24 protein-coding genes are annotated in these 22,908 nt (G+C 37.3%); 7 read left to right on the plus strand and 17 right to left on the minus strand.

The window, feature by feature from the left end:
• Positions 1–30: 30 nt before the first annotated feature.
• Positions 31–714 carry a metal-dependent hydrolase gene (locus E1I69_RS02725; protein ID WP_136378103.1) on the minus strand — a complete coding sequence of 228 codons (684 nt, stop codon included), beginning with the start codon at positions 712–714 and terminating at the stop codon, positions 31–33.
• Positions 715–918: 204 nt separating this feature from the next.
• Here E1I69_RS02725 and E1I69_RS02730 point away from each other — a divergent pair, with 204 nt between their 5' ends.
• Entirely contained in the window at positions 919–2,013 is a 1,095-nt protein-coding gene (locus tag E1I69_RS02730) for a M24 family metallopeptidase (protein ID WP_136378104.1), read from the plus strand.
• A 29-nt stretch (positions 2,014–2,042) separates the two neighbouring features.
• Here the strand turns inward: E1I69_RS02730 and E1I69_RS02735 are convergent, their stop codons facing one another.
• Together E1I69_RS02735 and ald are read right to left on the minus strand one after the other, a co-directional pair.
• Positions 2,043–2,780: a hypothetical protein gene (locus tag E1I69_RS02735; protein ID WP_136378105.1), complete on the minus strand. Its 738-nt coding sequence runs from the start codon at positions 2,778–2,780 to the stop codon at positions 2,043–2,045.
• A gap of 139 nt (positions 2,781–2,919) precedes the next feature.
• Entirely contained in the window at positions 2,920–4,041 is a 1,122-nt protein-coding gene (gene ald, locus E1I69_RS02740; protein WP_136378106.1) for an alanine dehydrogenase, read from the minus strand.
• A gap of 214 nt (positions 4,042–4,255) precedes the next feature.
• Here ald and E1I69_RS02745 point away from each other — a divergent pair, with 214 nt between their 5' ends.
• On the plus strand, positions 4,256–4,705 hold the full coding sequence (locus tag E1I69_RS02745) for a universal stress protein (RefSeq protein ID WP_136378107.1): 450 nt from the start codon (positions 4,256–4,258) through the stop codon (positions 4,703–4,705).
• Between the two features lie 25 nt (positions 4,706–4,730).
• On the opposite strand, the gene argH is transcribed toward E1I69_RS02745, so the two are convergent.
• Entirely contained in the window at positions 4,731–6,107 is a 1,377-nt protein-coding gene (gene argH / locus E1I69_RS02750) for an argininosuccinate lyase (protein ID WP_136378108.1), read from the minus strand.
• Positions 6,104–7,312: an argininosuccinate synthase gene (locus tag E1I69_RS02755; RefSeq protein WP_136378109.1), complete on the minus strand. Its 1,209-nt coding sequence runs from the start codon at positions 7,310–7,312 to the stop codon at positions 6,104–6,106. Before E1I69_RS02755 ends, argH begins: the two co-directional genes overlap by 4 nt.
• A 184-nt stretch (positions 7,313–7,496) precedes the next feature.
• Between E1I69_RS02755 and E1I69_RS02760 the strand changes: the two genes are divergently transcribed.
• The gene (locus E1I69_RS02760) at positions 7,497–7,811 is read left to right on the plus strand and encodes a hypothetical protein (RefSeq protein ID WP_136378110.1); all 315 of its coding nucleotides are present in this window, start codon (positions 7,497–7,499) and stop codon (positions 7,809–7,811) included.
• Between the two features lie 20 nt (positions 7,812–7,831).
• On the opposite strand, the gene E1I69_RS02765 is transcribed toward E1I69_RS02760, so the two are convergent.
• From E1I69_RS02765 to sppA, 9 genes are all read right to left on the minus strand, one after another.
• The gene (locus E1I69_RS02765; RefSeq protein ID WP_136378111.1) at positions 7,832–8,353 is read right to left on the minus strand and encodes a MogA/MoaB family molybdenum cofactor biosynthesis protein; all 522 of its coding nucleotides are present in this window, start codon (positions 8,351–8,353) and stop codon (positions 7,832–7,834) included.
• A 3-nt stretch (positions 8,354–8,356) separates the two neighbouring features.
• Positions 8,357–9,190, minus strand: coding sequence for an EcsC family protein (locus tag E1I69_RS02770; protein WP_136378112.1), 834 nt, complete (start codon positions 9,188–9,190; stop codon positions 8,357–8,359).
• Between the two features lie 99 nt (positions 9,191–9,289).
• Positions 9,290–10,477 (minus strand): acetate kinase, encoded by a 1,188-nt coding sequence (locus E1I69_RS02775; RefSeq protein WP_136378113.1) that lies wholly within the window; start codon positions 10,475–10,477, stop codon positions 9,290–9,292.
• A 262-nt stretch (positions 10,478–10,739) separates the two neighbouring features.
• On the minus strand, positions 10,740–11,732 hold the full coding sequence (locus E1I69_RS02780) for a class I SAM-dependent methyltransferase (RefSeq protein WP_136378114.1): 993 nt from the start codon (positions 11,730–11,732) through the stop codon (positions 10,740–10,742).
• 143 nt (positions 11,733–11,875) lie between these two features.
• A complete protein-coding gene (gene tpx, locus E1I69_RS02785; protein WP_136378115.1) occupies positions 11,876–12,376 on the minus strand; it encodes a thiol peroxidase in 501 nt (166 codons plus the stop codon).
• A 313-nt stretch (positions 12,377–12,689) separates the two neighbouring features.
• The gene (ytfJ, locus tag E1I69_RS02790; RefSeq protein WP_136378116.1) at positions 12,690–13,163 is read right to left on the minus strand and encodes a GerW family sporulation protein; all 474 of its coding nucleotides are present in this window, start codon (positions 13,161–13,163) and stop codon (positions 12,690–12,692) included.
• Between the two features lie 20 nt (positions 13,164–13,183).
• Complete coding sequence (locus tag E1I69_RS24905; protein ID WP_242634521.1) at positions 13,184–13,882, minus strand: DUF2953 domain-containing protein; 699 nt, start codon at positions 13,880–13,882, stop codon at positions 13,184–13,186.
• Between the two features lie 113 nt (positions 13,883–13,995).
• On the minus strand, positions 13,996–14,487 hold the full coding sequence (locus E1I69_RS02800; RefSeq protein ID WP_136378211.1) for an RDD family protein: 492 nt from the start codon (positions 14,485–14,487) through the stop codon (positions 13,996–13,998).
• 17 nt (positions 14,488–14,504) lie between these two features.
• Positions 14,505–15,518, minus strand: coding sequence for a signal peptide peptidase SppA (gene sppA / locus E1I69_RS02805; RefSeq protein WP_136378117.1), 1,014 nt, complete (start codon positions 15,516–15,518; stop codon positions 14,505–14,507).
• Positions 15,519–15,846: 328 nt separating this feature from the next.
• Here sppA and E1I69_RS02810 point away from each other — a divergent pair, with 328 nt between their 5' ends.
• Positions 15,847–16,671, plus strand: coding sequence for an NAD kinase (locus E1I69_RS02810; RefSeq protein WP_347561766.1), 825 nt, complete (start codon positions 15,847–15,849; stop codon positions 16,669–16,671).
• 75 nt (positions 16,672–16,746) lie between these two features.
• Here the strand turns inward: E1I69_RS02810 and E1I69_RS02815 are convergent, their stop codons facing one another.
• Genes E1I69_RS02815 through E1I69_RS02825 form a run of 3 tightly spaced genes read right to left on the minus strand, consistent with a single transcriptional unit; the run spans position 16,747 to position 19,641 of the window.
• Positions 16,747–18,336: an amidohydrolase gene (locus E1I69_RS02815; RefSeq protein WP_136378119.1), complete on the minus strand. Its 1,590-nt coding sequence runs from the start codon at positions 18,334–18,336 to the stop codon at positions 16,747–16,749.
• A gap of 29 nt (positions 18,337–18,365) precedes the next feature.
• On the minus strand, positions 18,366–19,067 hold the full coding sequence (locus E1I69_RS02820; RefSeq protein WP_136378120.1) for an anti-sigma factor: 702 nt from the start codon (positions 19,065–19,067) through the stop codon (positions 18,366–18,368).
• Positions 19,060–19,641: an RNA polymerase sigma factor gene (locus E1I69_RS02825; protein WP_136378121.1), complete on the minus strand. Its 582-nt coding sequence runs from the start codon at positions 19,639–19,641 to the stop codon at positions 19,060–19,062. The genes E1I69_RS02820 and E1I69_RS02825 overlap by 8 nt, the downstream gene beginning before the upstream one ends.
• Before the next feature lie 113 nt (positions 19,642–19,754).
• Between E1I69_RS02825 and E1I69_RS02830 the strand changes: the two genes are divergently transcribed.
• From E1I69_RS02830 to E1I69_RS02840, 3 genes are read left to right on the plus strand one after another with little or no spacing between them, the layout of a single operon-like run.
• On the plus strand, positions 19,755–20,909 hold the full coding sequence (locus tag E1I69_RS02830; RefSeq protein ID WP_242634523.1) for a COG1470 family protein: 1,155 nt from the start codon (positions 19,755–19,757) through the stop codon (positions 20,907–20,909).
• Between the two features lie 5 nt (positions 20,910–20,914).
• Positions 20,915–21,874, plus strand: coding sequence for an ABC transporter ATP-binding protein (locus E1I69_RS02835; RefSeq protein ID WP_136378213.1), 960 nt, complete (start codon positions 20,915–20,917; stop codon positions 21,872–21,874).
• Entirely contained in the window at positions 21,861–22,895 is a 1,035-nt protein-coding gene (locus tag E1I69_RS02840; protein WP_136378122.1) for an ABC transporter permease, read from the plus strand. Before E1I69_RS02835 ends, E1I69_RS02840 begins: the two co-directional genes overlap by 14 nt.
• The last annotated feature ends 13 nt before the right edge of the window (positions 22,896–22,908 follow it).

A 22,908-nucleotide genomic window follows, 5' to 3' on the forward strand; every position in this document is an offset into this window, starting at 1 on the left:
AAAGACGCGAAACGTCGCGTCTTTGTAAGTTTATAATTCAATTGACTCCCCTGCCGATAAAACTTTTCCTTCAGTAGAGGTTAGCCTTGAGACAAAGTCATCGGCATCCTGCTGAATAACCGGGAATGTATTGTAGTGAATTGGAATGATTGTCTTTGCTTTTAACCACTCCGCTGCGATTAAAGCATCATCTGGTCCCATTGTAAAATTATCCCCAATTGGTAAGAACGCAACATCGATGTCGTTAAGTTCACCGATTAACTTCATGTCATAAAATAAGGCAGTGTCTCCTGCATGATAAATAGTCTTTCCTTCAGCCGTAAATAAAATTCCACCTGGCATACCAGTATAAACGAACTCCTTCTTCTCAGGAATTTCTACGCTTGAGCCGTGAAAAGCTAGAGTAAACTTCACCTTTCCAAAATCAAATTGGTGCGCTCCGCCAATATGCATTGGATGTACCTTCAATCCCTGCCATCCTAAATAAACAGCAAGTTCATTTGGTGCAACCACCAGGCTCGAGTTACGCTTAGCAAGTTCTACAGTGTCGCCAACATGGTCTCCATGCCCATGTGTGAGTAAAATGACATCGACTTTTTCATCAGCAGCACGTAAGTCTGTAATCGGGTTACCAGTAATAAACGGGTCAATTATGATAGTCTTACCACCCGTTTCAATTTTGACGACAGAATGTCCATGATACGATACCTTCATATGGATCTCCCCTTCCAAAATTGTATGTAGAAACCATATTATATTACTTCTTTTTTCATGCGTACTTTCCCTCTTTTTTATACCCTTTTCCTAATGAAAACAAACCCTAAATTATTTTTCAAATGATGTCCTAACCTTTCGCTTCAACCTACAAAGTGATAAAATTGAACAGTATTCTTTATTATTCAAAAGGATGTGTCAAATATGAATCAACGATTACAACAGCTTTCTAGTTGGTTAAAGGAAAGGGACATTGCGTGTAGTTTTATTACGTCTACTCCAAATGTATTTTACTTAACAAATTTTTATACAGATCCACATGAAAGACTTCTCGGTTTATTCGTTTTTCAAGACGAGGAGCCTATCTTAATTTGTCCTAATATGGAGCTTGGGCAAGCACGAAATGCAGGCTGGCAATATGAAATCATCGGATTTAGTGATACAGATAATCCATGGGAACTTATCCAACATTCCCTTTCAAAACGAAATGTAAATGTATCCACCTTGGCTCTTGAAAAAGAGCATTTAACCGTGGAGCGATTTGAGCAAATTCAAAAGTTATTCCCTTCGACGACATTCGTATCTGCTGAAGAAAAATTACATATGTTACGCATGATTAAAGAAGACCAAGAGGTAGCTATTCTCCAAGAAGCAGCAAAGCTTGCTGATTACGGAGTAGAAGTTGGGGTAGAAGCAATCGCTGAAGGAAAAACAGAACTAGATGTGTTAGCGACAATCGAATTTGAATTAAAGAAAAAAGGAATCCGACAAATGTCCTTTGATACGATGGTATTAACAGGACTAAAAACAGCAGCACCACATGGAAAACCTGGTCTTGAAACAATCAAAAAAGGTGATTTTGTTCTATTTGATTTAGGTGTTATTCTCGATGGATATTGTTCAGACATTACAAGAACTGTTGCTTTTGGTGAGATTTCAGATCAACAACGTGAGGTTTATAACACCGTATTAAAAGCTCAATTAGCAGCTGTTGATGCATGTAAACCTGGAACAAGAGTTGGAGATATCGACGTGGCTGCAAGATCGATTATTTCAAATGCTGGTTATGGGGAATATTTCACACATCGAATTGGGCACGGGCTTGGAATTGACGTTCATGAATTTCCATCCATGAATGAAACGAATGATTTGCTTTTACAAAAGGGAATGGTATTTACCATAGAACCAGGCATTTATGTTCCAGAAATCGGCGGCGTCCGAATTGAGGATGATATGATTATCACCACTGATGGAGCTAAAACCTTAACTAATTTCCCTAAGGAACTTATTACGAAATAAAGATGAAAAAGGACCCCTTGGGGTCCTTTTTAATTGATTGCATTTTCTTCTTCCTCAAATTTTGAACAAAGGTATTCAAATAACTTATGGTTAAAGTTATCCTGATTACGCACATAATCAAATAAAATATTATATTGTTCTTTATTATCCTGTAACCCATTTAACACCTTAAAAAACAATTCCTTTTGTTCTGAAATGGTATTTACGATTTCCTGATCTTTTTCATCTTTTTCTTCAAATTGTTTTGAAATCGTTTCATTTTTCAATTCGTGATTTTTTAAGGAAGCAATGATTTGGTCAAATTGCTCCTTCACGAGATTCATATTCTCAGCAACTTTTTCGTTGAAGATTTCTTGATTTCGAACAATTCTTCCTAAAATCTCAAGCTGGTCTTTATGTTCCACATGCTGCTTAGCTGCTGTCTCATTCAATTTTTCCTGTTTCTTCATAAAGCCAACAAATACCTCCAATAAATTTTTCTGTTCCCTCATTTTCTTTGTAAGCTTTTCATCGTTATCCCTTTGTCTCTGTTCATAATGAAAAAATTGATGTTGAAACCCCTTTTGTTCCTCCGCTAACTTTTTGATTAACACTTCATTACTTTTTATATATTCTTTAATGGTTTCATTGTATTTTTCCTGCAACTTTATATGTTCAGATACAAAATTCGAATAATAGGTTGATTGATTGGGATTTTTTGTTTCGGAAGGCGTTGGTCGGTGAACATAGGGTGCTAATGATCCATTATAAAAAACGGATGAACCCATACTTGTGCACTCCTTTACTCATTAGTAGACGTATTACTCACTACAGACTCTTCTTTATCTTATTTTTATGCATAATAAAAGGTGACAATGATTAGTTACTGAAAACGAAGTAAGGATACCTAACAGGTATCCTTATGATTTATCTATTTTCTATAAGTGTTTTTGCATCTGAATAGGAAGTTCCATGTGCTTCTGCAACCGCCTTATACGTTACATACCCATCAAGCGTATTGATTCCTTTAAACAAAGCATCATTTTCCAAACATGCATTCTTGAAGCCTTTGTTTGCGATCATCAATGCATATGGAACAGTAACATTCGTTAATGCAAAAGTTGATGTACGAGGTACAGCGCCAGGCATATTCGCAACCGCATAGTGGACTACTTCATGTTTGATATAGGTTGGATTATCATGTGTTGTAATCTTGTCCGTGGTTTCAAAAATCCCGCCTTGGTCTATGGCAATATCTACGACTACAGAACCTGGTGCCATTGAAACAATCATTTCTTCTGTTACAAGTTTTGGAGCCTTTGCTCCTGGAATAAGTACTGCCCCGATTACAAGGTCTGAATCCTTCACTGCTTCTGCAATAGTAAGTGGGTTTGACATAAGTGTTGTTACATCTGCACCAAAAATATCATCAAGCTGGCGAAGACGGTCTGGATTTAAATCGATAACCGTCACTTGTGCTCCAAGACCCACTGCCATCTTAGCCGCATTAGTACCTGCAACTCCTCCACCGATGATCGTCACTTTCCCACGATGTACTCCAGGTACTCCGGCTAGTAAAATACCTTTACCACCATGTGGCTTCTCTAAAAATTGAGCACCGATTTGCGTTGCCATCCTTCCTGCAACTTCGCTCATTGGAGTTAGCAATGGAAGGGAACCATTAGGTAACTGTACGGTCTCATAGGCAAGTCCAATGACTTTATTCTCAACAAGAGCCTTTGTCAGTCCCGGCTCTGCAGCTAAGTGTAAATACGTGAACAAGAGTAAATCTTCACGAAAATATTGATACTCCTCTGGCAGCGGTTCTTTAACCTTCATGACCATTTCCGTTCGCCATGCTTCACTTGGTGTATTCACAATTATTGCCCCTGCATCGGCATATTGTTGATCTGTAAAACCAGATCCAGCACCAGCGTTGGTTTCTATGTAAACTTCATGGCCGGCGCTTACAAGGCTCACTACACCAGCCGGCGTCATCGCAACGCGGTTTTCGTTATTTTTAATCTCCCGGGGTACACCAATACGCATGTAAAAACACTCCTCTAATTATGATCAACTATCTTTTTTTCCTTAAAATTACAAACCTTATTATAACAATAATGAAAACACTTACACAACAGTATTTTTCTTTCTAATAATCCATAAAAAATTCATTTTTTATACAATATATTTCCCTTTTCAAGCCATATGCAGTGCTATACTAATAGTAGATAGACTATATCTATATTTAGGGGGCATTAAAATGCTAGTTTCCTATAAAAAAGTCCTTGTTGCTGTTGATGGTTCTAAGGAAGCTGAATGGGCTTTTAAAAAAGCAATCGACGTTTGTAAGCGGTACCATTCAGAACTGATTATTACTCATGTGATTGACTTAAAACAATTTGCAACAATTGGTGCATACCAGCTAAACCTTACAGAGGAATCTGAAAAATTCGGGAAAGAATTGCTGAAGCGCTATGAGCAAATGGCTGAAGAATCAGGTATTGAAGATATAGATACACTATTAGAATACGGATCTCCTAAAATAAAAATTGCAAAGGATATTGCGCCAAAGCATCAAGTTGATTTAATCATTTGTGGTGCGACTGGTCTTAACGCTGTCGAACGGTTCCTTTTAGGCAGTGTTTCTGAAAACATTACACGCTACGCAAAATGTGATGTCATGGTTGTTCGAACAGAAAAAGATCTTTAAGATATAACAAAAAAATCGTGAGCAATCACGATTTTTTTGTTTGTTTTATTTGCTGTAAAACCTTGTATACTTCATCAAATCCTGTTCCTCCTGCACTCTTACGACGAGCTACAGCAGTTGCAGGTAATAACACTTCATAAATGTCTTCATCAAAGAGTGCAGATGATTCTTTAAACACTTCAAGAGGTAAATCTCCTAAAAAGACACCGCGTTCAATACAAATTAGCACTAGCTTTCCAACCACTTCATGAGCTTCTCTAAACGGTAGTCCTTTTAAGGCTAAATAATCCGCAAGCTCTGTCGCATTTGAGAAATCCTTTTTAACAGCGGTTGCCATCACTTCTTTTTTCACCTTCATAGTTGACACCATTCCAGCAAAAATCTTCAAGGATCCTTTTACCGTCTTCACAGTATCAAACATGCCTTCTTTGTCTTCTTGCATATCTTTGTTGTACGCAAGTGGTGTTCCTTTAAGGACAGTTAATAAGCCAAAGAGATTTCCATAAACTCTACCTGTTTTACCGCGGATCAACTCAGCCATATCAGGGTTTTTCTTTTGTGGCATAATACTGCTTCCCGTTGCAAAAGTATCATCCATCTCAATAAAATTAAATTCTTGAGAAGACCAGAGAATTAACTCTTCGCAAAAACGCGAAAGATGCATCATAATCATCGAGCCATTGCTTAAAAACTCGACGATAAAATCTCGATCACTAACAGCATCAATACTATTTTCATAAATCTTTTCAAAGCCTAAAAGCTCTGCACTGTAGTAACGGTCGATAGGAAAAGTAGTGCCTGCTAAGGCTCCCGCTCCTAATGGTGACATATTGATTCTTTTTAATGAGTCTGTTAAACGCTCCTTATCGCGTTCAAGCATCCAATAATAGGCCAACAAATGATGGGCAAATGAAATGGGCTGTGCCCTCTGTAAATGTGTATATCCAGGCGCTATTGTTTCAACATGGAGTTCTGCTTGTTCCACGATTGCATCCTGTAGTTCTTCAACGAGATCGATGATTTCAATGACTTGTTGACGCAAGTATAAATGCATATCTGTTGCAACTTGGTCATTTCTACTTCGCCCTGTATGAAGCTTACCACCGACCTGCCCAATCTCGTCAATAAGCATTTTTTCGATATTTAAATGAATATCTTCATTTGCAACAGAATATTCTAATTCACCATTTTTGGCTTTTTCTAATAAGGTAAGTAACCCTAACTTAATTGTATCTGTTTCTTCCGTTGAAAGTATTCCGCATTTACCAAGCATGGTTACATGGGCAATGCTTCCTTCAATATCTTCCTTCACCAGTTCCTGATCAAAGGAGATCGATGCACCGAACTCATCTACCCATGCTTCAGCACTTTTGGTGAATCTTCCTCCCCAAAGCTTTTTCATACTTCTACCTTCTTGCTATTATTTACGATACTATTCACCTTTGTTGGTAAGCCCCATAATGAAATGAAACCAACTGCAGCATTATGATCAAATTCATCATCTGACGTATAAGTCGCAAGCTTTTCATCGTACAATGAATTATCCGATTTACGTCCTTCCACAATTGCATGCCCTTTAAAGAGTTTTACACGAACTGTCCCATTGACATTTTTCTGTGTTTCTTTTAAGAAGCCAAGTAATGCATCCTTTAATGGTGAGAACCATAATCCATTGTAAATTAATTCAGTTAACTTTTGCTCGATAACTGGTTTGAAATGTGCCACTTCTTTTACAAGTGTAAGATCTTCGAGTTCCTTATGTGCTGTTATTAACGTCATTGCACCAGGGCACTCATAAACTTCACGAGATTTAATCCCAACAAGTCGGTTTTCGACATGGTCGATACGACCCACCCCGTGTTTTCCAGCAATTTGGTTTAATTCAAGAATTAGTTCAGATAATGGATATTGCTGACCATTGATTGTTTTTGGTACACCTTGTTCAAAACCAATTTCAATTATGTCAGGTGTGTTTGGCGATTCTTCAAGAGATGCTGTTAATTCATATGCTTCTTCTGGTGGAGCAGCCCATGGATCTTCTAAAATACCACACTCATTACTGCGTCCCCAAAGATTTTGGTCAATTGAAAATGGACTATCCAAGTTAATTGGAATCGGAATATTATGTTGTTTCGCATATTCGATTTCTTCTTCACGTGACCAGCTCCATTCACGAACTGGTGCTAAAACTTCAAGATTAGGATTTAATGCCTTAATTGAAACCTCAAAGCGAACCTGATCATTTCCTTTTCCAGTACAGCCGTGTGCAACTGCAACTGCATTTTCTGCTTCCGCCACCTCAACTAATTTTTTTGCGATTAATGGACGAGATAATGCTGACACTAACGGATATTTCCCTTCGTAAAGTGTATGTGCTTGTAAAGCGGCAAGCGCAAATTCATTTGCAAATTCTTCTTTCGCATCAATGACATATGAAGATACAGCACCCACTGTAATTGCCTTTTCTTTAATAAACCCTAAGTCCTTGCCTTCTCCAACATCTAAACAACAAGCAACGACATCATACCCTTGCTCCTGTAACCATTTAACAGCAACACTTGTATCAAGACCACCTGAATAGGCTAAAACCACTTTATTTTTGCTCATCTGTATCTCCCTTTCGAATAATAATTCATATACTTTTATATTTATACATTTATAATGTATTACTTTAGCAACTCTTTCTACATTTTTCAATAGCAAACTAAAAGAAAAATAAAAAAACTTTTTTCATAGATAATAGCTACCCGGTCATGTAGAATAGGAGCAAGACTTACTAGGAGTGGTAATGATGGGGGATTACTTTCTTTTTGATGAGCGACTTGGAATTCTACTTCCTTATTTAGAAAAGGAGTGGGAAGAGTATTCTGAGGAAGCCCAGCAATATATATTGTTTCAATGGGAAAAAATCAGGGGGCATATCCCTGATCGCATTTCAGAAATTGAAACCGTTATTAATAAAAAACAAGAACAACTAAGCAATGAGCCTGATTTTGTACGTTCCTGTGAACTAAACAACGAAATTTCAGAATGTGCCTCCATCATCAATGATTTATGGATTTGGTACAGAATGAATCAAGGTATATCAACGAAAATACACCAATAGAAAAAGTCTAATCTCAACGATTAGACTTTTTTAATATCCTTGTTTATTTCCCTAACAACATGACCAAGTTCAGGTAAAATTAATTTTTTCATTGCAAGCTTTACTGCTCCAGAAGAACCTGGTGTTGAAAATATGGCCGTATCATTACTAACGCCTGCTATGGCTCTTGAAAGAATCGCGGCCGACCCAATATCCTCCGTATAGCTTAGCATTCGAAACAATTCCCCGAATCCAACGATTTCTTTATCTAACAATTTTGAAACGGTCTCAATGGTCACATCACGTTTAGCAATGCCAGTGCCTCCATTCGTTAGAACAACATCAATTTCTTCGTGTTCACAGCCTTCACGTATAGCTTTTTCAATATGAACTTCCTCATCCTTCACTATTTTATAGTCTAATACTTTGAAGCCATATTCTTCAAGAAGAGTAATCATTAGTTGGCCACTTTTATCTGTTTCTTTTGTTCTAGTGTCACTTATTGTAATAACTTTGCATGTGACAGAGGTTGGTGTTGTTTGCTTGTGTTCTTGCACACTCATATCTTATGACTCCTTTTCATTCAAGAAACGAAAACGGTAATAATTATGGGCAAAGTCGCTGACCTGCCTTGTAAGTTGATAATTCATTCCAGCACCAATTGCCATACTAATAAGAGGAATCCCTTGAATCATTCGCTTACGTAAAACTGAAATGGCGATTGCTTTTACTATATGTTTTAAAGGCAACTCAAGCCAAGTTTCATCGGTTAACTCCTCTGACCCATTGTAAAAATATTGGTTTTGATTGTTTCCATCCGCATCCCTAATAAGAGCTTCCCATCCTTGATAGCGCATCCGTTTTGGCAATGTCGCCGCATGGAATACCTTTAATGATGTCATCATTTCATATGGTGTATTTACTTCATACCCATATGTCATCGCAATTAATTGGACAATGCGAAGATTTAGGATTGTAATCGCTGGTATATCCGTTCCAAGCAGCAATAATCCCCCAGTACCTGACAAGCCTCCGTGGGCAAATGAATAAAGGTGATGCTTCGCTATCTGATTTTCAGCGAGGTATGTAAGCTCATCGATTGTGAGTTCTTTCAAATCCGAAATGTCATCTATGTCTTGTTTAAAGATTCGTGCCGAACCGATTAATCGTTCTCTTGCGTCCACTTGAAATTGTGAGCCTTGAAGGATCGCATGTAAATGAAATAGCCAATTATCTAGTTTTGAAAAGAACTCGGTCCGGATATTCTCTGGAATAAGACTTAACGAGTTTTCAAGCCATTTGTCGTAGGTCATTTCAAAATCCGTTTGTTCATGATGCATTTGGGCTGACCATTTTTCAATATCTGTTAAAACTTGTCGTTCCCGTTCTGTAAAATCCATATTCATCCTCCGTTTCCAACTTTGACTATGTGTATTATATCATATTGCAAGAATAGGTAATAAAAAAGACAAACCCTCAGAGAGTTTGTCCATCAATCTTTATTTTGTTAAACGCATGACATCGCGGGCGATCATAACTTCCTCATCAGTAGGAATGATAATAACTTTTACAGGTGAGTGCGGATAGCTAATAAATGCTTCCTTCCCCCTTACCTTATTTAGAATTGGATCCCAATATACGCCCATGAATTCTAAACCAGTTAATACTCTTGCACGAATTGTGTCACTGTTTTCACCAATACCTGCTGTGAAAATGATTGCATCCACACCATGCATACGTGCTGCATATGATCCAATGTATTTATGGATTCTGCTAGCAAAAACTTCAAGAGCTAATTCAGCACGATTGTTTCCTTGGTCCGCTTGCTCCTGAATATCACGCAAGTCACTTGAGAATCCAGAAACACCTAGCATTCCACTTTCTTTGTTTAACACATTTAACACTTCATCTGCTGTTTTCCCTGTTTTCTCCATGATAAATGGAATCAACGCAGGGTCAATATTACCAGAACGTGTTCCCATCGTTACTCCAGCAAGTGGTGTAAAGCCCATGGATGTATCAATTGATTTTCCGCCTTCAATTGCAGCAATACTTGCACCATTTCCTAGATGACATGATAATAGGCGAAGCTCTTCTAACGGTCTGCCTAAAAGTTCAGCTGCACGTTGTGATACATATTTATGGGATGTTCCGTGGAAACCATACTTTCTAATCCCGAAGTCTTTATAATAGTCGTAAGGCAGACTATATAAAAATGACTTTTCAGGCATTGTTTGGTGGAAGGCTGTGTCAAAAACGGCTACTGCTGGAACATTTGGTAATGCTTTATAAAAGGCTCTGATTCCAGTAACATTAGCTGGATTATGCAATGGTGCCAATTCCGATAGCTTTTCTATTTCTGCTAAAACTTCATCATTAATCACAACTGAATCAGCAAATGATTCACCACCGTGTACAACACGATGCCCAATTCCCTCAATTTCATCTAAGGATTTTATGATGCCTAATTCAGTTAGTTTATCTAGTAATATTTTAACTGCAATAGCATGATCAGGAAGTTCAGTTTCTGTTGTTATCTTCTCATCATTAACTGAAATTGTAAAAACTCCTCTTTCAAGTCCAATTCTTTCAAAGATTCCTTTCGTAATAACTTCCTCACTCGGCATTTCAAACAATTGAAATTTTAGTGAAGAGCTTCCTGCATTTATCGCAATGATTTTCGACATATCGTCCGCTCCTTTGTTTAAATCACTATTATATGTAAAATTTTGTTCTACATTATTCTATGCAAAACGACACAGTTTCATTGATGCCATTTTCATTTAAACATCGGTACAAAAACTTTTCAAGGAGTTCGCCGGTTTGGTACCGTTTTCGCCATAATGTTCTTATATTCAGATAATGGAAAGCGCTATAAACCTAAGAAAATCCTAAAGTAGTTGCTAATCACAATAAAAAAGAGACCCGCTTGGATCTCCTTATCTACAATTAATATTTCTCTTGCTTAAACCAATCATCGATTTGTTTGATAATTCCTGCCATTGCTGTTTGGTTTGAAAGCTTTGGCAGGTTGGCAAGCAGGGCTTGCTTAGGCGCCTTGACATTAGGTCCTTTTTTCTGGATCATAAAAATACTTTTCGCGTACTTTTCATTTTTAAACAACGTAAGTGGGAGTTGAATCATTCCTTGGATATAAGCATGCTCTTTAAGAAATGAATTTAATTCCTTTGCATACTCACTTGTAAATAAGTGATTTGGAACAAGGAAAAATAAATAACCACCCTCTTTTGTATATTTAAGGCTTTGTTCAATAAAAAGATGGTGAGCGTATGAATGACCTTTTTTAGCGTGAAGTTCAAAACTCGCTGCTCCTAAATCATTTGGATAATAGCCGACAGGCAAATCACTGACAACTACGTCCATAGGGTCTATATATAGTGGCTGTAGACTATCCTGGTTATAAAATTGGATGGAATGCCGTTGTAGATTCGCACTAACATATGCCACTTTAATTAAAAGGTCATCGACATCAATCCCAAATGCGTCAATTTCTTTCGATTGATTTTGGTTGAGTACAGTTGTTAAGAGATTTGCGGTACCAACAGCCGGATCAAAAATGCTGAATCCTTTCCAACCTTCAGTGAATTTTGAAACAAGGTATCCCATAAAGATAGAAATGGCGTCTGGTGTCATTTCATGGTTTGCCTGTGTGGCTTCTTTCATTCCTTTTAAAGCAGCAAGCTGATAGGACTTGCGAATTTCTTCAACTGCATATTGATCTAGTTTGACATGGGTATATTCTTTTTCGATACGCTTTTTGGATAGTTCACTTAATTCTTCTTGTAGGATGGTGTTTTGAAATAGGTTTTCTCCCGTTTCTGCAACTGCCTCTAAATATGTACATGCTAATTCTTCTTTAAGTATTGTTGCTGTATTGTCGATAACGGTAAATAGTTTTTCAACTGCTGATATTTGTGCCATTTTTTTTCTCCCTTTCGTACACTTAACATATCCTTTTATTTTAAAAGAAATAGTGAAGTAGTTCAACAAAGTTAAAAAAAGAACCCCAATTTAGATTGGGATTCCCTTAACTTAACTACATTAGGCGCTTGCGCTTTTCTATGTTACTTAGCTGCTTTTGCTGCTTCTAATGCTGCTTCATAATTTGGATGATTTGTTGCTTCGCTTACGTATTCTACATATGTTACTGTATCACTGCTGTCAACGACGAATACGGCACGAGCTAATAAACGTAGTTCTTGAATAGCTACACCATATGCTTCTCCGAAAGATAGATCACGATGGTCAGAAAGAGTTTGAACATTCTCAATACCGTTTGCACCACACCAACGCTTTTGTGCAAATGGCAAATCAACACTTATGGTTAAGATCTTAACATTACCTAAACCAGCAGCTTCTTCGTTAAAACGACGAGTTTGTGCATCACAAACACCTGTATCTAGTGACGGTACAACACTTATTAAACGTACAGAATCCTTTGAGTCTGCAAGTGTGACTGGTGTTAAATCATTTGCTAATACAGTAAAATCTGGAGCCTTGTCCCCAACTTTTACTTCATTGCCCAATAAAGTGACTGGATTGTTTTTAAATGTGATATTTGCCATTTTTCCAAAATCCTCCTTTAAATTATATGTACAGTGTAAATGATATCTTTAATTCAAAAGGATTGCAATGAATTCGAATGAAAAAGAAAAGCAAATACGCTTTAGCGTATTTGCGCCAGATTTTTGGCCCACAGGAGGTGAGTCACAAAGACGTTGCCACAGGAAGTGGCGCTCTTAGTCTTTGATCCCACTCTCGAAAAATTACCTTTGAAAATCGCATGTCTCCGCCGGAGGCTTACTTTAATCAGCTAGGTTTGCGGCTGATTAAAGTAAAAAAGAGTCAACTGTAAGACAGCTAACTCTCTACCAATTTTTATATATCAAAATCCTGTTGTTTCTGTTGATTTTGCTGATCTTGATTATTCTTTTTCATCATTTGTTGGATTTTATCAACAGCCTGTGGTGCAAGTTCAAGTAGTTTTTCAAATAAATGAGTGCTTTCATCCAGATGAAGCATTTTAACACCATTTGAACTAACAATTAAAAAAGCGATTGGTGTAATTGAAACTCCGCCACCACTACCTCCACCAAATGGGAGATTAGACCCTTGTTGCTGTTGTTGTTGTTGTTCTCCACTACTACCGCTACCACTATCTTTTCCACCCTCACCTTGTCCCTTGAATTCACTACCACCTGCAGCAAATCCAAAGCCAACTTTTGAAACAGTTAAAATAACGCTCCCATCAGGCGTTTCAACAGGGTCTCCGATGATTGTATTCACATCGATCATTTGTTTTAAATTTTCCATTGCGGTCTTCATTAAACCCTGTATTGGATGATCAGACATCATACATTCCTCCCGACAATCTAAACTGATTTTTTATCCGAATCGGCATCATTAAGCTTTGAAAGGGTCTGGGACTTAAATTTCGGTAGACCCCCTCGCCATCTTTTAATTGCTTTGATTCCAGCAACCATAGCATACCCGATTCGAAAATGAATCATGCATCTTAGCCTAGTTTCGGATACGGCTACCTGAAATGAGGGTGTGATGGAATAATCAGGAGGGGTTTTTAGGCTGAAATAATGGCTCATCACTCCGACAATTGTCCCTTTAATAGACCATCCAAGCCCCGTGATCATTCCAGTATTGGCAGCATCTCCCACCCCGATATGGGAATGCCATTCAAATTTTGAAACAGTAATTTTCTTTAAAAAGCTCTTAAGTATTGGTACTACATCAATGACACGTTGAATGATTACTTTAGTATCATGGAGATTATCCATTAAATTATGTACAGAGAATTTCTCCTTTTTCTTTTTCTCATCTTTGGCGACATTTCCTTTTTTCTCCTTCTTGAACACGACGCTTGGCGATTCATTGTCAACTGCTACCATAGGGACATTAATGGTATATCTTATCAGCCCAAACCAAATACTGAATCTGATCTTAATATGGTCATCGTCCTGTGAGTGATTTGCTTCGATAAAAATGGTTAGTCTTGTTATCATAATAAGAAGGATAAGGAGGACCAGAAATAATAAAATGAATAATAACCACTTCACAACACTCACATCCTTTCAATGTTTCATTATCACCTACCATCTTGAAAAAAATACACAAAAAGGGTATCTTTGGTAATATTTCTCGATAAAAAAAGAGTGCCCAGAGGACACCCTTACTTCTTCGCATGTATGACAGTTGTATCAGATAAAAGATCATGAATTCCTTGTTTTTTTGGTAGAAAAGCGACGATGATATAGCCGATGAAAAAGAGCTTTGAAATATATCGGCCAATGAACTCCCTAAAGAGAACTGTCACCCAGCTGAGGGCTTTTCCGTCTAGAGAAACAACCTTTATCCCAAACACCATTTTTCCTAATGTTTGGTTAAAAAATTTCGTCATCAATATGAAATATAAATAAAAGACAACAGCAGTTGCAATTGATGTCGCACTAAATATATGACTTTCAGATAATGGTATGTCTAGGGCTCGGAAGGCTGGATAGATTAAGATACGATTTATACTTCCAATCACAACTAAGTCTAATAAATAGGCCCAAAACCGCATCCAAAAGCCAACATAGCTCGGCTTGTCTTGAATGACTGGCCGATCTGTATGATCGTGAACATAATGACTGTCCCGAACTCCTCCATGTGTTAGATCCATATTCAATTTAGTCCCCCCTATTCCGCGTACAAGTACATCATTCTAGGTGAATTTGGCTGTGATAAGAGATGAACTAAAGTTGCCATTTCGATGTCATCATTGAACATTTTTTTCGCACTCATCGAAAAGAGGGAGCCAAAACCAAAATTAGTTTCATACTCGACAACTTTGATATTTCCAAGATCGAAATCTTGTTTCATGGCTTCAACCGTATCTTCAAAATACCCTAGTTCATCAATTAGATGGTTTTCCTTGGCTTGTCTCCCATCATAGATTCGTCCGTCTGCAATACGACGAACCTCATCCTCAGACATATTACGTCCATCTGCGATTACATTCACAAATCCTTGATAGGCATTATTGACCATCGTTTGCATAATGTTTCTTTCTTCTTCTGTCATTTCTCTGCTTGGAGACATGATATCCTTGTAAGGACCACTTTTAATGGTTTCAAATTTCACACCATATTTTTCAGCTAGCCCGCTATAATTAATCCCTTGCATGATCACTCCAAGTGAACCTGTCATGGTGTCGGGAGTAGCAAAAATTTTGTCTGCTGGGGCAGAAATATAATAGCCGCCAGAAGCTGCCATCGCTCCCATTGACACGTAAATTGGTTTATCCGTTTTTTCTTTTAGGTCTGTCAACTTTTTATGTATTTCCGCACTTTCAACAACACCGCCACCAGGTGAATTCACTTTAAGGATAATTCCCTTCACTGTATTGTCCTTTTCCGCCTTTTCAATCATTTTTAAGAATGTCTGGTGTTGATAACCGGCTGTTTGGAAGAAAGAAGTTACGTCTTCACCTGTATCCTGGATGACTCCATTAACAGATAATACGAGAATCTTATCCATGCCTTTACCTTCGATTACTACATTTTCGAGAAAATCTTCATTTGAAGTTGCTAGAAATTCATCTGATAGACTACTGAAGTTTTTCGAGGCTAAATTTGTTGCGAAATTAAAAAAGATTGAAAATACAAATATGACTGCAGCAATACCTAATGCTGCCCACCGTTTCCCATTCATTTCTTTTTCCTCCTACATGATGGATACTGTATCAAATGTGCCTTGGCGTATTTGTGCCCAGATTTTTTAGGCCCACATGAGGTGGGTCACAAAGACGTTGCCACAGGATGTGGCGTTTTTAGTCTTTGATCTCATGCTCGAAAAGTTTCCTTTGAAAATCTGTGGCATCCGCCGGAGGCTTAAACTTTATTCGATGGGGGTCCCACCCCCATCGAATAAAGTTTAAAGTTTGTTCAAAAATAAATACGAATCAGAACCAAAATAGTTTCATTTAATTGATAAACTTAAAATAAAGTCACATAATAGTTTTAATAGTTTATACCATTTCATTTTAAAAAATCAGGAGGAGATTAAAATGGAACGTCGAAATCTCTATTTCTTTTATAGAAAAGAAGATAAACTAATTGAATATGTTGAACAACTACATCAACTTGCGAAAGAGCATCAATTTACAGTTGTAGATGACGCTGATAAGGCTAACATTATTGTCAGTATAGGAGGAGATGGGACTTTCCTACAAGCCGTTCGCAAAACAAACTTCCGCCAGGACTGTCTTTATGTTGGAATCTCTACAACTGGCGCATTAAACCTTTATTGTGATTTCCATGCCGATGAGACTGACAAGATGGTTGAAGCAATGTTACATGAAAAAGTCGAAGTTCGCAGATACCCAATCATTGAAGTGAAAGTGGATAACAACCCATCCTTTTATTGTTTGAATGAATGCTCGATTCGTTCAGCTATCATTAAAACCTTGGTTTTAGAAGTCTATATTGATGATTTGCATTTCGAAACATTCCGTGGTGATGGCATGATTATTTCGACCCCAACTGGAAGTACAGCTTATAATAAATCAGTGAGAGGGGCTGTTGTGGACCCACTGCTTCCTTGTATGCAAGTTACTGAACTTGCATCATTAAATACAAATCAATATCGAACCCTCGATTCTCCATTTATTTTAAGCGGAACCAGAAAATTAACATTACGTGATGTTCAGGATGGAAACGACTTTCCTACCATTGGGATGGACAATGAAGCACTTAGCATCCGTAATGTAAAGCAAATTGATATTAAGTTAAGTGAGAAAAGAATTAAAACTGTAAAATTAAAAGATAATTCTTTCTGGGAAAAAGTAAAACGAACTTTTTTGTAAGGATTGTGCAAGGCGCGCCTAGAACCAGACAAGAAAGTAATCTAAAAGACCAAGTTTACCACTTGGTCTTTTTGCTTAACGTTCATACATTACAGTATCATCAACTACTGTCATCATTACATTTGTATTCAGAATTTCATCTTCATTGATTTGAAAAAGATCTTTATCTAGAATTGTAAAATCCGCTTTAAACCCTGGAGCTATTTTTCCCAGACTGTTCTCTTTTCCAATAGCATAAGCACTTCCCGTTGTAAACAACTGAACAGCCTCGTAGACGGAAATCCTTTGTTCAGGCATGTATACCTCTTCTTCGCCAGGTTTCTGTCTTGTAACGGCTGCATGAATACCTAAAAGGGGATCAATCGGTTCAATCGGTGCATCAGATCCTCCTGCACAATAAAGGCCTTCCCGCAACAAAGTCTTCCATGCATAACAATTTTTCATATTCGCTTCACCAATTCTTTCAACTACCCATGGAAAATCTGAAACGACAAATCTTGGCTGAATATCGAGAATAAGTGGTAATTGTTTTGCTCGCTCGATTAACTCTTTCCTCAAAATTTGAGCATGTATCAGACGGTCTCGTTGATTTCCAAATGGCGGAAATTCTTCTATCGCATTTAGCACATATTCAAACGCGAGGTCTCCTATTGCATGTACAGCAACTGGCATTTTATAACGTCTGGCCTTTTGAACAAGTGCTTTGAGTTCATCAGGTGGGTGGATGGCTACTCCAGACGTATCAGGTGAATCATTATACGGATGACTGAGCAATGCCGTTCTGCCTCCGAGAGACCCATCGGCAAAAATTTTCATTGCACCTAATTCTAGTAAATCTTCCATCTCGCCAAATTTATACCCTAAATGGTGCATATCTTCAACTACCTCATGATGTACTAAAAGATTTGCACGAAATTTACAATTGTCTTCATTAATTATTTTTTGAAATGCTTTATAGGTACGTAAAAATCCGCCATAATAATTCAAATCCTCCGTATGTCCACCAACAAGACCTACTCGAAGACAATCTTCAATTGACACATGAAGCGCATTTTGAATGTATTCTTCGGTTACCTCTGGAATTACTTTTTTAACAAGCTCCTGTGCTTGATCTAACAAGTAGCCTGTAGCATTTCCATTAAGATCCCTTACAATTACTCCACCTTCAGGATTTGGCGTATCGTCTGTAATGCCTGCCAATTCTAATGCCTTTGTATTTACAACAACAGCATGTCTGCAAATCCTTTTTAACATGAGCGGATAATTAGGTGCAAGTTCATCGAGTTCGCTTCTATGGAAAATCTTTCGATCAGGAAGTTGGTTTTCATTCCACCCTTCCCCAATAATCCATTGGCCTGCTGGCTTATCTTTTATATATTCTTGAATGGCGTTCGAAATTTGCGTGGAAGATGTCATGTTAGAAAAATCGAGCTTTAACAGCTTTTCGCCATGGCCGATGAGGTGCATATGGCTATCTACAAACCCCGGAAACATCGTATTTCCTTTTAGGTCCATTCTTTTTGTAATTAGAGAATTATAGTTATTCTCTAATTCATCCTTAAAACCGGTAGCAATGACGATCCCATCTTCTACAAATACAGCTTCAACCACATTTTGTTCTCGTTCCATTGTGTATATTCGTTCACCCGTCCATAAAGTTCCCATATTACATCTCACCTATCTTTTTTTGCATTTTAGTCTTTTATTTCTACTAAAAAAGTTTCTGGTCCAGTTGGATAGAGGCTTCCACCTTTGGGCTCAACACTTGCTTTAATCATTTTAAATTCATTGATATCCATCCCTTGCATATACATTTTCGACGAACCATTTTTAGTTGGTATTATGGCACCTTGCATATCTTCATTTTTATAAATAATCCACAATTGGTGATCTTGACTTTCCAAATTTGCCAGCCCATTGATTTCAATAAGCAACTCTTTCGTAACGTTATTAATCCAAATTCCGCCATTTATGTTATCTCTTTGAGAAAGAGGTACAATATTAAACTGCCTCGTATCTGGATTTTCTAAGAAAGTTGTAGCAGGTTGTTCCTGTAAATCTTCCATTGTAAGCTTATTATTAATAGAATATAGGTTTGCCAAGCCTATTAATAGAACTGCACTCGCTGCCACACTACAGAATTTAAGAAACATGTTTGATTGTCGTTTCTTCTTCCCCTCTATATTTTGTTGAATTTTTTTCCAAACATCTTCTTTTTTATCTAGAGTAAATGTAGCTAAATTTGTTTCAACTGATACTATTTTAGCCCAATGATTCATTCTTTCATGACAACGGGGACATTGTTCCATATGTAGTTTAACTACATTGGATTCCAATTCATTTAGTTGGCCTAATGTAAAGTCTATTAATTTTTGCTCTGCAACATGTTTACCCATTATTATTATCACCACCACTAGATTCCATCCACCTTATTAGCGGCTTCTGCTTTCTAAGATTGTTAATCCCATAGCGAATTAATGATTTAATTGACCCTAATGGTTTTTCCATCGAGTCCGCAATCTCTTTATGAGTTTCTCCCTGAAAATAGGACCTAATAAGGGCTTCCCTTTGTTCATCTGGAAGATGATTTAATGCTTCAATAATAATGCTTTTTTGTAACTCTGAAAGAAATTGAAGATCGGCCCCTTTTTCTTTTTTCGTTAAAATGTCTTCTAATCGGTTGATTAGGAAAGGCTTATTTTTTCGCAATCGGTCCAGTGAACGACTTTTTGTTTTTATTGCTAGCCATGCTCTTACACTCCCTTTAGAAGAATTGTATTGTCTTATTTTTTGAAAAACCTCTAGAAACACATCATGACTTACATCCTCTGCCTCTTTATGGTCCCCTACTATGTGTAATGCAATATTGTACACAAACGAATAATGCTTTTCATAAAAAAGGTCAAAAGCTTCGCGAGAACCATTTAGAATGTTTTGCAATAATTCAATGCTTTCCTGATTTTGGTCCATAAAAATCGCCTCTGATTATCTTTTAAATAAATTTTACAAACTTTTTTCAAAAAGATAAATCCATTTATCTATTTTTCTCGTATCAAGGATGAAAAAATGTAGGAGGTAAGAAAATGAAGCCAATGTTTATTCGGATTATTTCAATTTTTGTAGTTACTTTGTCAATCTTAAGTGTTGAAAAAGTTCATGCTGCCGAAAATATTTCCTTATTTACTCCTTTCACGGGAATTTCGGCAACTCCCGGTGAAACGATTTCTTATTCCATTGATGTAATCAATACTGGTTCAACTATTCAAAACATGTCTTTTGAATTTGAAAACATGCCGGAAGGATGGGACTATACCATTGCATCAGGTGGAAGAAATATCCGTGAACTTTCCGTGAAAGGAAATAGTGAGGAAACAGTGAATGTTGATATTATTGTCCCATTAGATGCAAAAAAGGCTGATTATCGTTTTTCCTTAGTTGCTTCTGACGAGGGTAACAAAAGTAGATTACCATTGCTTATAACGCTAACTGAACAAGGTTCCTTTGAATCCGAGCTAACATCTGATCAAAAAAATTTACAAGGTCATGCCGATTCAAATTTCACCTATACGGTAAAGTTACGAAATCGTACTGCAGAACAACAAAATTATGCGCTAAATTCAACAGTAGAGAAAGGATGGGGAGTTCGATTTAAAACAGGGTCGGACGCCATTTCTTCCATCACAATTGAACCCAATGAGACAAAAGATGTTACCGTTGAGGTTACTCCTCCTGAAGATGTAAAAGCGGGAACTTATAAGATTCCAATAAGTGCCTCAACAAGTACTACCTCGGCAGATTTACTATTAGAAGCAGTTATAACAGGTTCTTATGGAATAGAAATCAGTACACCAACTGGAAATCTAAGTACAGATATAACAGCAGGTAATGACCGAGTCATTGATCTTGTAATCACAAATACTGGAACAGCTCCTTTAGTTGATGTAAATATTACGTCCAACACACCTCCAAATTGGGAAACTGAATTCGATTCTAGTTCTATAGCTGAGCTTAAGCCTGGAGATTCTAAGACCATTAAGGCGACCATTATTGCTCCTGATGAAGCAATTGCAGGAGACTATGTCACTGAATTTACTGCATCAGCAGCTGAAACTTCTTCAAAAGCGACGTTCCGTGTATCTGTTGAAACGTCCACTTTGTGGGGTGTAGTTGCAATCCTTATAATAATTGGAGTACTTGGCGGATTATATTACATCTTTCGAAAATATGGGAGGAGATAAAGTTGCTGGAAACTGATTCTATTATTAAACTAGAACAGCTAACAAAACGTTATGAACATCAATTTGCCGTGCAAAATCTGTCTCTTTCCATATCGAAAGGTGAAATATTTGGTTTACTTGGACCAAATGGTGCCGGTAAAACTACAACTATTTTAATGATGCTAGGGCTAAGCAGCCCAAGCTCAGGAGTAGTTCAAGTTTGTGGCATTGATTCTACGCGTAATCCAATTAAGGTTAAGCAAAAGGTAGGGTATTTACCAGATGATGTAGACTTTTATCATCATATGACAGGCCTAGAAAATCTTCTCTATACGGCAAGTCTAAATAATATTAATCGGAAACAAGCAATTGCTAGAGCAGAGATACTGTTAAAGAGGGTAAATCTTATGGATGCGGCACATAAAAAGACAGGTAAATACTCGAGAGGGATGCGGCAAAGACTTGGTTTAGCAGATGTGCTTATGAAAGACCCTGAAGTTATTATTCTAGACGAACCAACACTTGGCATTGACCCCGAAGGTGTAAGAGACTTTTTACATCTTATTAAAGAATTAAAAGAAAAAGATCAGAAAACCATTTTACTTTCTTCACACCATCTGCACCAAGTTCAACAAATCTGTGACCGTGTCGGAATTTTTGTTGATGGCAAGTTGCTGGCTCATGGTAATTTGGAAGAACTTATCCAGCAGCTTTTATTAGAGGATACCTTTGTGATTAAAGTGATTGCTAGTTCAATTCATGAACGAGTTTTAAATGAATTAAAAATGCTTGCAGATGTGAATAAAGTTGAAGTATTAAACGAAAACTCGCTTGAGATATACTGTAAGAAGGATATGACTGCCTCTATTAGTCGTACCATTATTCATTCAGGGGCCTTTTTGTACCATATTAGCAAAAAAGATTTTGGACTAGATGAAATTTACCACCGTTATTTTGAAGGGCGTGATGTTCATGAATCTCGCTAATTTACCGAAAAAAATCTTTCACAATCGAAGCAGTTTAAATACAAATCAGATAATCAAGAATCCCGGTGCATTTTTAGCCATAGTTCGTAAAGAATTTACGGATAATATTACGAGCTGGCGAATCATCATTCTACTAGGAATTATTACTCTTACCTGCATTGGTTCACTTTATACTGCAGTTTTGACTATTCAAGATTCACTTGAGTCAACTGAAGATGCCCAAGTAATAGCAAGAGATTCATACTTGTTTTTAAAGTTATTTACAGTATCAGACGGTACACTGCCATCCTTTATCACGTTTGTAGGTTTTCTTGGCCCCCTTCTTGGAATTGCATTAGGCTTTGATGCGATAAATTCAGAACGAAATAAAGGAACGTTAAGCCGGCTGATGGCACAGCCAATCCCAAGAGATTTTGTAATCAATGGAAAATTTGTTGCAGCCCTGTTAATTAACATTGTATTATTTTTTTCATTGGGTTTTCTTGTGATGGCCCTTGGTATTTTGATTTTAGGAATTCCACCTACGTTGGAAGAGTTTAGTAGAATATTCTTTTTCCTATTTTTATGCATTGTATATATTGCTTTCTGGTTAAATCTTGGTATTTTGTTTTCAATCTATTTTAGGCAGGCTGCTACTTCTGCTTTGTCCAGTATCGCTGTCTGGTTATTTTTCAGTTTGTTTTATTCCATGATTGTAGGGCTAATTTCAAAATCCCTTTTAAATCCTGCTGAGAATCCGAACACTGAGGAAATCCTAAGTAAGCAGGGCATGGTTTTAAATATGCTTCGATTATCACCAAGCTATTTATTTAATGAATCGACAACTACACTTCTTTCACCTACTGTAAGAAGTCTTGGTCCACTAACCATGGAGCAAACGATAGGGGCTGTTGCTAGTCCATTGCCATTGACACAGAGTCTATTACTAATTTGGCCTCAACTAACTGGTTTAGTTGCTGCATCATTAGTATGCTTTGCTATTGCCTATATCTTATTTATGAGACAAGAAATTCGGGCATAGTAGAAGAAGAAAA

It is taken from the genome of Bacillus timonensis, from assembly GCF_004799755.1.
Lineage (GTDB): Bacteria > Bacillota > Bacilli > Bacillales > Bacillaceae_L > Ferdinandcohnia > Ferdinandcohnia timonensis_A.